Annotated in this window: 5 protein-coding genes; 4 read left to right on the top strand and 1 reads right to left on the bottom strand. The window is 72.8% G+C overall.

Annotation, left to right across the window (positions count from 1 at the left end):
* Positions 1-611, bottom strand: a 611-nt coding sequence (locus AC08OU_RS17840; RefSeq protein ID WP_476605352.1) for a TetR/AcrR family transcriptional regulator, incomplete at its 3' end; no start/stop codon positions are given.
* 381 nt (positions 612-992) lie between these two features.
* Here AC08OU_RS17840 and AC08OU_RS17835 point away from each other — a divergent pair.
* The 4 genes from AC08OU_RS17835 to AC08OU_RS17820 form a co-directional block, all read left to right on the top strand.
* Entirely contained in the window at positions 993-1,289 is a 297-nt protein-coding gene (locus AC08OU_RS17835) for a hypothetical protein (RefSeq protein WP_462188316.1), read from the top strand.
* 138 nt (positions 1,290-1,427) lie between these two features.
* Positions 1,428-4,094, top strand: a complete 2,667-nt coding sequence (locus tag AC08OU_RS17830; protein WP_476601258.1) for a bifunctional FO biosynthesis protein CofGH — start codon at positions 1,428-1,430, stop codon at positions 4,092-4,094.
* Positions 4,095-4,543: 449 nt separating this feature from the next.
* Positions 4,544-5,131, top strand: coding sequence for a WhiB family transcriptional regulator (locus AC08OU_RS17825; RefSeq protein WP_476601254.1), 588 nt, complete (start codon positions 4,544-4,546; stop codon positions 5,129-5,131).
* A gap of 27 nt (positions 5,132-5,158) precedes the next feature.
* Positions 5,159-10,259, top strand: a 5,101-nt coding sequence (locus AC08OU_RS17820) for a DUF5719 family protein (RefSeq protein WP_476605351.1), incomplete at its 3' end; no start/stop codon positions are given.

Below are 10,259 nucleotides of genomic sequence, written 5' to 3'. Positions count from 1 at the left end.
TGAATGTTTACCCTTGGCCGGGCGAACAACGGCGTCATCCATCCGTGGAACTCCGGCTTCGCCGGTATCGGCGTGTCCGTGCAGAAGGCCGAGAGCAGGAAGTGCACGAGATGGCTGGTCGGTCGGGAGGGCGCGGGGTTGGCGAGCCCGCCCTCGATGGTGGCGACCACCGCGTCCGCCGCGAGCTCCCGATCGGGTTCGGGCACGAAGTCGTGCACCGCGGCGAGCGCGAGCCCGTGCAGCCAGTCGTGCAGCCGCTCGTGGTACTCCATGACCGGCGCGGCGTGCGGGGCGCGTTCGGCGACACAGGGATGCAGCGTGCGGCGCCGCTCGACCGAGTCCAGGGCGAGGAAGAGCTTCGCCGCCGGGTCTCCGGGCAACGCGGCGATCCGGTCGACCTCAACGTCGAGCAGCCGGTTCAGCACCGCCGCGAAGGCATGGTCCTTCGACCGGAAATACCAGTAGACGGAGCCCGGCTCGATGCCGGCGGAACGGGCGATCTCCGCGATGGACGTCCCGGCGAACCCGCGGGCCAGGAACTGCTCCTCGGCGACGGTGAGCAACGCATCGATCCGTTCCTCGCGGGGAACCTCCTGGCGGTTGCGTGGCACCTGATCAGCGTAACGACTCCCATGGTGGGGCAGGAGGAAATCGATGCCCAGTAGTGGTAGCTCCCGTGCGGTACGGCGGCGCCCGGTGGCGCCGCCCCGGGCGCCGGCATGATCGGAATCGTGTCCCGGTGTCGGTGGGTGCATTCCGGCCGGGCCCGGGTAGCGGAGTCCGGTGGACGTCTCGGGCGGATGTGTCCTGCTCACCGCCTTTTTCTTGATTCCGATTCGAGAGAGCTGTGAGAGTGAATCTCAGCTCTCTGGGGACGTAATGAAGTAACAAATACGTGATCGAGAGCATCATCGCAGGTCACAGGCCTGTGGAGGGTTCGAAACGCGCAAGTTATTTCATTTCGACTCCTCTACGTCGCTGGAAGGACCATCATGTCCGATATCAGGACCACCAAGAGCCTCGAAGCCCTGTCCGCCTCCCTTAATCGCGCGCTTGCGGGGGCCCGCGCCCCCCAGGTCGTGGCCGCCCGCCGGGCCCAGATGCGACAGACCGCCGGTATGACGCCGGACGGGTCCGACCTCGCCGGCACCGGCCGGCGAGCCGACCGGACGCAGGCCTTGGTCGAGACGCTGGCCTCGCGCCGGCGGACGAATATGTTGATCGGCACGCTCGACCGGCTGCGCAGACCCGCCACCGGGTGGCGTGCGGCCGGCCGCGTGACACCCTGACTCCGGGCCGACCGGGTCTCCTGCCGAACCGCTCAGTACCGTTTCGGCACCGCATCCCTTCGATCCCGATGGTCACCGACCGGACCGGTTCATCTGCTGGGCGCCGGGGGCGCCGCCGGAGAATCAGAGGAATTCATGATGAGTACGGCGGCGACATCCAGCGGTGCCGAATCCAGCGGTGCCGAATCCAGTTCCCCGCCGTCCCCGTCGGCGCTGCGCCGGGCGCTGCGCCGGGCCCGGGACGGCGCCACGCTCGATGTGGTGGAGGCCACCATTCTGCTGGCCGCGCGCGGCGACGACCTCGCGGACCTGTGCCGGTCGGCGGCCCGGGCCCGCGACGCGGGTCTGGCGTCGATCGGGCGGCCGGGTGTCGTCACCTACTCGCCGAAGGTGTTCATCCCGTTGACCCGGTTGTGCCGGGACCGCTGCCACTACTGCACCTTCGCCACCGTGCCGCACCGGTTGCCCGCCCCCTACCTCACGGTGGACGAGGTGCTCGGCATCGCCCGGGCGGGCGCCGCGGCGGGCTGCGCCGAGGCGCTGTTCACGCTTGGTGATCGCCCCGAGGGCCGGTGGCCGGCGGCCCGGGAGTGGCTCGACGCCCACGGCTACGACTCGACGCTGGGCTACCTGCGTGCCGTCGCGATCGCCGTGCTGGAGGAGACTGGTCTGCTTCCGCACCTCAACCCAGGTGTGCTGAGCTGGGTGGAACTCGCCCGGCTCAAGCCGGTGGCCCCGTCGATGGGGATGATGCTGGAGACGACCGCGACCCGCCTGTGGTCGGAGCCGGGCGGGGCGCACTACGGGTCACCCGACAAGGACCCGGCCGTCCGCCTGCGGGTCCTCACCGACGCCGGGCGGCTGTCGATCCCGTTCACGACCGGCCTGCTGCTCGGCATCGGGGAGACCCGGGCGGAGCGGGCCGAGACGATCTTCGAGCTTCGAGGTCTGGCCCGCCGCTACGGGTCGATCCAGGAGGTGATCGTCCAGAATTTCCGCGCCAAGGACGACACCGCGATGCGCTCCGCGCCCGACGTCGGTGCCGAGGAGTTGGCCGCGGCCGTCGCGGTCACCCGGCTGGTGCTGGGCCCCACGACGCGGGTGCAGGCTCCGCCGAACCTCGTTGACACCGCGGAGTGCGCCCTGCTGCTTTCGGCCGGCATCGACGACTGGGGCGGCGTCTCCCCGGTCACCCCCGACCACGTCAACCCCGAGCGGCCCTGGCCGGACCTGGACGTCCTGCGTGCCGTGACGGCGCAGGCCGGGTTCACGCTGCGGCCCCGGCTCACCGTCTACCCCTCCCATCTCGGTGAACCATGGATCGACCCGCGCCTGGCCGGGCACGTCGGGGCGTTGGCCGGCGCGGACGGCCTGCTCGCCGACGGTGTGTTCCCGGCCGCCCGCCCCTGGCAGGAGCCCGACGGCGGACTCGCTGACACCGGCCGCACCGATCTGCACGCCGCGGTCGACACGGTCGGGCGCCGCAGCGAGAAACGGGCGGACTTCGGCACGGTCTACGGTGACTGGGAGTCGCTTCGTGCCCAGGTCAGCGCGGCCGGGACGGGGGTCGACGGAGTCGTCGGCACGGGCAGCCGGGCCATCGCGAGCCGGGCCGGCGCGGTTGCTGGTGCCGGTGCCATGCGGCGGATCGGCCCCGACATGCTCGCCGCCCTGCGCCACGCCGGGTCCGATCCGGCCGGGATCACCGACGACGAGGCGCTGACCCTGTTCAGCGCGGACGGCGCCGCCCTGGAGGAGCTCTGCGCGCTCGCGGACGGATTGCGCCGCGACGTCGTGGGCGAGGACGTCACCTACGTCGTCAACCGCAACATCAACTTCACTAATGTCTGCTACACCGGATGCCGGTTCTGCGCGTTCGCGCAACGCCGTGGGGACGCCGACGCCTACACGCTGTCTCTGGACGAGGTGGGCAGCCGGGCGGCGCAGGCCTGGGCGGTCGGCGCGACCGAGGTCTGCGTCCAGGGCGGGATCCATCCCGATCTACCGGGCACCGCGTACTTCGATCTCGCCCGTGAGATCAAGCGGCAGGCGCCGGGGCTGCATCTGCACGCCTACTCGCCGATGGAGGTTCTCAACGGCGTCACCCGCACCGGCATGTCGATTGGCGACTGGCTCACCGCGGCCCGCGAGGCCGGCGTCGACACGATCCCCGGCACCGCGGCGGAGATCCTCGACGACGATGTCCGCTGGGTGCTGACGAAGGGCAAGCTGCCCGCGGCGAGCTGGGTCGAGGTGGTGACCACCGCGCACCGGGTCGGCCTGCGTTCCTCGGCCACGATGATGTACGGGCACGTGGACACCCCCGCACACTGGGTGGCCCATCTGCGCCTGCTACGGCGCATCCAGGACTCCACCGGCGGCTTCACCGAGTTCGTGGCCCTCCCCTTCGTCCATCACAGCTCGCCGATCTACCTGGCCGGTGTCGCCCGTCCCGGCCCCACCCGCCAGGAGAACCGGGCCGTGCACGCGATGGCGCGCATTCTGCTGCACGGTTCGATCGACAACATCCAGTGCTCCTGGGTCAAGCTCGGGGTGGAGGGCTGTCGGGCCGTGCTCGCTGGTGGGGCGAACGACATAGGCGGCACGCTGATGGAGGAGACGATCAGTCGGATGGCCGGCTCGCAGCACGGCTCGCGGCGTTCCGTGGCCGAACTCGAGGAGGTGGCCGCGGGGGCGGGTCGTCCCGCTCGGCAACGCACCACCACGTATGGCCGGATCCCTGACGAGCGCTTTCGCGCTGCCCGGGGCCGCACCGTCCGGGCCATGCTGCCGGTGGTGTCCTGACACCCGCCAAGTCCTGATCATCAAAAACTACTCTCCGTATCCGAATGGGCTGGGGTTGCCGAGTCTGGTAGCTGATCGGTCTACGTTCGCGGCGGTTGCCCGAGCTCAGACCCTCCCCTTTTAGGGGTGTATGCCCTTTAGGTCTGGGCGGGATAATGCCGTTGTCGCGACCAATCTGATCGCGCAGAGTGACGGAAAGGAGGGTTGCGCGGACCCTCGGCGACAGGTTGTAGTGACTGTGAGCTATGGTCTCATCGCTGGTTGTAGAAGATGTTGCGACGGTGGGGTTGACGCGATCGAGTCTGGAGCGTGTAATTACCGGCGTGTCATTCCCCCCGCTGGCGGGGTTCGTGCGGTAGTGCGTCGCCTGACCGGTGTGGAAACCAGTCACCTGCGCGCCGGCGCCCAGGGGTGGCCGACCGCACCGCGACGGGTCTGGAGGAGTCCACATGGAGCACGCCGACGCGGGCGTCCACACTGTCCTCGCGGACGTCGAGCGTCCCGCTGAGCATGACCCGTTCGCTGATCACCCCGGGCGGGTGCTCACCGAACGCCACACCCGGGCCACATCCGAAACGGTCCCGCGGGCGCGGGTGCCGGCCACGGCCGCTCCCGTCCCCCCCGCGTTGACCAGTCGGTCCGTCGCCGAGGACACCGACCTCGTCGAGGACATTGACGAGGTCGACGATGTCGACGAGGTCGGTGACGACGAGGCCGACGAGGCGGAGACCAAGGACATGGAGGATCTTGGTGGATCGGCCGGGAGGTCCGCCCTCGCCCAGGTGATCGATCTGGGGATGGGGGACCTTCTCGGCGAGGCGATGGAGTGGCAGGAACGCGCGCTGTGCGCGCAGACCGACCCCGAGGCGTTCTTCCCGGAGAAGGGCGGTTCGACCCGCGAGGCCAAGCGCATCTGCTCGGGCTGTGAGGTCCGGGCCGAGTGCCTGGAGTACGCGCTGGAGAACGACGAGCGGTTCGGGATCTGGGGCGGCATGTCCGAGCGGGAGAGACGCAAGCAGCGACGCCGAGCGGTCTGATCCCGCCCGGTGACCGGCGGTCGGCGTATGATGGGCGATCCGGGCACGTCACAGGCGGCCACGGTCGCCGCGGTGACCGCTCTGCCCGATGATGCAGGGCCGCCGGTCGTCGCGGTCTGCGTGCTCGGTCGAGGGGGTGGTGGACCCGCCGCCGCCGCCCAGGTCCGGGCCGCCCTGCGTGCCCAGACCAGACCACCGGACCGGGTCGTCGAGGTGCGGCTCGGTGGCGGGGGAGGCGTTCCCCGGCAACGCGCGTCTCCCCTGGACGGGGACGGTCGCCTCCCGTCCGCCGACCGTCCCGTCGATCCCGGCGCCGACGGCGCGGATGCTCAGGCCGGTGACCCGGTCGTCGAGCCCCTCGTCGTCGAGGTGCCGTCCGCCACACCGTTCGGCGCCGCCGTAGTCGTGGGGCTGGCTCGGCTGGGGAACCTACCGGAGCACGGATTCGTCTGGCTCCTCGACGACACCGCGATCCCTGCCCCAGGCGCGTTGCACACCCTGCTGGCCTACGCCCGGCTGGACCGGGGTGCCGCCGTCCTCGGTCCCAAACTGCTCGCCCGCGCTCCGGAATCCGCCCCACTCGCCGAATCCGCCCGGCCGGCCGAATTCGCCCCGGCGGCCGGAGCGGGCGGTCCCGCCGGATCGACGGGTGCGCGGTCCCGGCCGGTGACGAGACCCCGGGTGGTTGAAGCCGGGGTGAGCGTCGACCGGGCCGGGCGACGGCATACCGGAATGTGCCCGGGTAATGATGATTATGGTCGGTGTGACGGGGTACGTGACGTCCTCGCCGTCGCGTGTTCGGGCACCCTCGTGCGGGCGGTGGTCTGGCGTCTGCTCGGTGGACTCGACCCCGAGCTCGATGGTGGTCATGACATCGATCTTGGCTGGCGGGTGGCCCGTGCCGGCCTACGGGTCGTCGTCGTCCCGTCGGCCACGGCGACCGTGGCCTCGGCCTCGGCCTTCCCCGGGGCATCGGCCGACCGCGCGGGGGCTCTACGGGTCCGGCTGGCGAACACGGCGACGGTGCTGTTGCCGGCGATGGTGGTCGCCCTGCTCGTCGGAACGGCCGTGCGCACCCTCGGCCTGCTCCTGCGCGGCCGACCCCGGGCGGCGCTCGCCGAGCTCACGCTCGCCGGTACCGTGCTGGGGCGGCCACGGCAGTTGCGCCGGATGCGTCGGCGCGCCGCCTGCACGTGGGCGGTGCCGCACCGGGCCGTCCGCCCGTTGTTCCCGGCCCGCCGCCTGCCGTGGCGGCGCGGAGCCGGCGCCGAGGATCTCCTCGATCGGGCCGGAGCCGCCGAAGACGTCGCCGACACCACCTTGGTGGTCACCGGGCCCAGACCGGATGCGCACCCGCGCCGGCCGGCCTGGCCGCCGATGACCCTGGCGACCCTGCTGGGTGCCGTCGGGCTCCTGGCCATGCGGGGGATGCCGGCGGACATGCTCGGCGGGGGCCTGCCGCTCCCGACCGGCAGCCGGAACCTGTGGTCGGCCGTGTGGTCCGGATGGGCGGGGGCGCCCGATGGACCTCTGAGTGGTCCCGGGCCGGCACCCCCTTTCACCGCGCTGTTCGCCGCGGCGGCCACTCTGCTGGGGGAGAGGCCGGCGCCGGCCGCTTGGATCCTGCTGGCGGCCGGCCCGGCGCTCGCGGGCCTGAGCGCCTACCGGGCGCTCGCCCGGCTGGAACCACATCCGCTCGCCCGGTTCGGGCTCGCCGCCGGCTACGGGTTGAACCCGGTGATGACCGGGTCGGTCCTCGCCGGCCGCACCGACACCGTGGGCGCGGTGATCGGCCTTCCCCTGGTGCTCGCCGCCGCCGACGCGGTCCTGCGGGACCGGCGGGACGGCTCCGGCTTTGGCTTTGGCTTTGGCGTCGGCGGGGCGCCGGGCCGGCCGGTGTGGACGCTCGCGGTCTGTCTGGTCGGGTTCATCGCCTGCGCCCCGTCGATGCTGGTCATCGCCTGGGCGGGCCTGGTCGTCGTCGCGTTCCTGACCGCGCGGTCCAGGCTGCCCGCGATCATCGCCGCTCTGCTCGCGACGATCATTCCGGTGCTTCCGGACCTGTGGCTGGATCCCGTCGCCGTCCTCGCCGAATCGGCGATCGCCCTGGCCAGGCTGCCCCAGTACTCCCTGGCCCTGCTGGCTGGTGCGGACAGCGGACCCAGTGCCGATGTGGCCGGCTTCGTCGGTGGATGCCTGGCCTGCTGGTTGTTCGGCCGCCTCGCGGGCCGGGGGCGGGGCCGTCGGCGGCGCACGGCCGTGCTGGTGGTCCTTCCCGTGACGCTGCTCCTCCTCGTCGGGCCGCTGATCCTTGCCGCTCGGTTCCTGGCCGTGGATGTATCTCGGCCCGACGACACCACAGGGGCGAACCCGGCCGGCGTCGAGGGGGCCAGCCTCGCCCGCGCGGTCGCGGCCGTGACCCGCGCCGCCGGCCCGGGTGCCCGCGTCCTCGTCCTGCACCAACCGGCCTCGGCCAGAACGATCCGGTACACCCTGGCCTCCGCGTCCGGGCCGACGTTTCCCGAGACCGGCGCCCGCACCCCGCGGCGGTCCAGTCGGTTCCTCGCCGACATGGTCGCGGACCTCGCCGCCAACGGTGGCCGGGCAGCCGGCTGGCTCCCGCTTCTGGGCGTGACATCGGTCGCCGTACCCACGGCCGACTCGGCCTCTCAGCTCGTCGCCCGACTGGACGCGACGCCGTCCTTGATCCGGGATCGTCCCCGCCCGGGGGCGATCTTCTGGCGTCCCGCCGTTCCGGCCCGTGGTGCGACGGCTTCGGGAGAGCCCGGTGGGACCGGTGCGCCGCGACCGGACGCATCCGGGTGGGCGGGCGGACCCCTGGCCTGGGTGATGGAGTCCGATCGGGCTGATCGTCGTGAGCCGGTGGCGCGGCACGCCGCTCCCGCGGCGACGAAGCGGACAGCCCGCCCGATCGGTACAGCGCCGGGTGCTCCTCTCCTCCTCTCGGCGCCGCTGCCGCCAGCGCCCTCCTCGGTACGCCGGTTGGCCTCCGGCGAGCGGTTGCCCGCCCTCGCCGCCCGGTCCGGCCCGGCACGCTCCCTGGTGCTCGCCGTACCGGCGGATGCCGGATGGCACGCGTGGCTGGAAGGCCGGCCGCTGACTCCGTTCCGGGCGTGGGGCTGGGCAGCCGGATTCCGGCTGCCGCCCGACGGCGGTCGGCTCCGCATCGACCACGACCGGGCTTCACCCCACCGGGCCGTGCTGGGCCAGGCGGCGGCGCTCGCCGCGCTTGTCCTGCTGGGAATTCCCGTGCTGCTGGGAATCCCAGTCCTGAGGTCGCGGCGGATGGCTCCCCCGGCTGCAACGCAGCCGCGGCGGGTCGGGAAGGCTGAGCGGCCGTCGTGTCACGTCGTGGTCGTTTCGCGGACGGTCGTTTCGCGGATGGTGCTGCCGCTGGGGGTCCTCGGGCTGCTCGGGCTGACCGGGGCGTTCCTCGCCGGCACCAGCACCGGCACCAGCACCGGTGGTGCCGGTGCCGGGAAGGGACGGGTCTGGCCCCTGTCAGGCGCCATGCTGGCCTGCCCGGACCTGACGCTGGTGGCACCCGGTCCGGGCGGGCCGGGCGGGCGGGCCCGTGCGCTCGGCTTGGACGTGGCTGCCGGCGGTGGGCCGACGGGCCAGGTGCGGGTGTCCACGATGGGGTCCGAGGTTCCAAGCGAGGGGCTTGGACTACGGATGGACGTCCGCGGCCGGCGTCACCTGGACCTTCCGCGGCCCTCGGAGGGCAGCGCCGTCACCGGCGTGGCGGGCGGCCGTGGATCGATCCTGGTGACCGCCCAGGGCGCGTCCGCCGGGGGACTGTCGGCCACCGTGACGGCCCGGGAGAAAGACGGCGTCGGGTCAATGGGCGGCGTCGGGCCGATTCAGGCGCGTTGCGAGCCGTCCCGGGCCCGGGCCTGGTTCACCGGACCATCGACCGTGGCCGGTCGGGATCCGGTGGTGATCTGGTCGAATCTGGCAGCTGAACCAGCCCGGATCAATGTGCGGGTGCTTTCCGACGGACCGGCGACGTCGCCGCAGGACATCACCGTGCCCCCGGACCACGCGGTGATCCGGCGACTCGCGTCCCTCGCACCGGAGGCCGCCGCGACCGCGCTCGACGTCCAGGTGCGCTCCGGCCGGGTTCTCACCTGGGTCGCGGACCGGCCCAGCGCGGCGCGTGCGGACTCGATGCCGGGGGCGGACCGGGCGGGGCGCGCGGATCCGGTGAGCCTTGTCCCGAGCACCTCCGCCCCGGCCCGGCGTCTCCTGCTTGGCGGGGTCGTCGTCCCGGCGGGGTCCGCGTCCTCGACGGCGCACCTGGTGCTCGCCGCACCGTTGCGGGAGGCCACGGTGCGCATCACGATCCTCACGGGTACGGGTCGGCACACGCCGATCGGCCTGGAGGCCGTCGTCGTGCCCGCCACCGGTGCGATCATCACGCCCGTGCTGCTGCCGGCGGGCGCCGCCTCGGCCGTCCTGGTCGAATCGGCCGATGACGCACCGGTGCTCGCCGGACTGGCCGCACCGTCGGGCCGGGCGGGAGAGCGGTCGACCGGCTCGGACGGCGGATCCACCTGGGTTGGCGCCACCAGCCTTGATCCTCCGCTCGACCCGCGCGGGCTCGACGCGTATGGCCAGGCGGTCGGCCTCTCCGGGCCGACGGGGCTGGCCGCCGGGGCGGGATCCGCGCCGGACGCGGTCGTCTCCCTCCCGCCGGTGCCGCCCGGCGCGACCGGCGTCGTCGTGCTCGCCGCTCCGGCGGGAGCGGTCACAGCGTGGATCGACGGCGAACTGGTACGGGTGAGGCCGGGCACCGTCGCGACCGCCCGCATGCCGATCGGGCAGGCCGGTGGACGGCTCGTCGCGGTCGGCGGCCCGCTGGGGGCCACCGCCGTGATCGGCGATCTCCCCGGCACGCCGGGGGAGGGCCGGGCATCCGGGGATCCGCCCCGCGGGCCTACCCCCTCCGGCTCCACCGGCTCCACGTCGTCGACCGCCGTGTCGTCGATCTTTGGGATGTCCAAGCCCGTGATGCCGCGGAGCATCTCTACCGTCGTTCCGTTGTGGGGGGCGTCGAGGCTCCTCGACGCTCCGGTCTCCATCGAGGATCCCACCGTCCTGTATC

This window comes from Frankia sp. CcMO1 (genome assembly GCF_977945845.1).
The sequence above is the reverse complement of the archived record's forward strand: the minus strand, read 5'-3'. Positions and strand labels throughout refer to the sequence as shown.

Coding starts and splice junctions, on each gene's coding strand:
- AC08OU_RS17835 (WP_462188316.1), top strand. CDS start 993: ATGTCCGATATCAGGACCACCAAGAGCCTCGAAGCCCTGTCCGCCTCC.
- AC08OU_RS17830 (WP_476601258.1), top strand. CDS start 1,428: ATGAGTACGGCGGCGACATCCAGCGGTGCCGAATCCAGCGGTGCCGAA.
- AC08OU_RS17825 (WP_476601254.1), top strand. CDS start 4,544: ATGGAGCACGCCGACGCGGGCGTCCACACTGTCCTCGCGGACGTCGAG.